The organism is Prevotella sp. P4-51 (assembly GCF_002251455.1).
Classification (GTDB): domain Bacteria; phylum Bacteroidota; class Bacteroidia; order Bacteroidales; family Bacteroidaceae; genus Prevotella.
Genome location: NZ_NPJM01000045.1, coordinates 1 through 452 on the forward strand (window position 1 = coordinate 1; position 452 = coordinate 452).

2 tRNA genes are annotated in these 452 nt (G+C 47.6%); both read right to left on the reverse strand.

The window, feature by feature from the left end:
* Positions 1–144: 144 nt before the first annotated feature.
* A tRNA-Ala gene (locus tag CIK94_RS06140) sits at positions 145–218 on the reverse strand.
* A 110-nt stretch (positions 219–328) separates the two neighbouring features.
* A tRNA-Ile gene (locus CIK94_RS06145) sits at positions 329–402 on the reverse strand.
* Between the last annotated feature and the right edge of the window lie 50 nt (positions 403–452).

The window sequence follows — 452 nt, forward strand, 5'->3', positions numbered from 1 at the left end:
ATCGTAGATAGGACAAATAAATATATTCGCCTGTCTTTCGCTCATACTTTCAGCTTTCTGTTTGTTGTTAGAAGTCTTGAACTTCTGTTCTACAGTCTTGCTTGTGTCAATATGTCAAAGATCTTTTGGGGACTTGCCCCGGAGTGGAGAATATCGGGTTCGAACCGATGACCTCTTGCATGCCATGCAAGCGCTCTAGCCAACTGAGCTAATCCCCCTCGTAGAGAGTAGTTGTGCAGATTTTTCACCTGAATCACATTGACCTTGCGGCCGATGTGTAGTCCCAGGCAGACTTTGCCTAAACCACATTGACCTTGCGGTCGAAGTGTAGTCCCAGGCAGACTTGAACTGCCGACCTCCACATTATCAGTGTGGCGCTCTAACCAACTGAGCTATAGGACTGTCTGACTCGGCGTTCAATTAACCTGTGGGCTTAACTGCGCCCAGTTTCT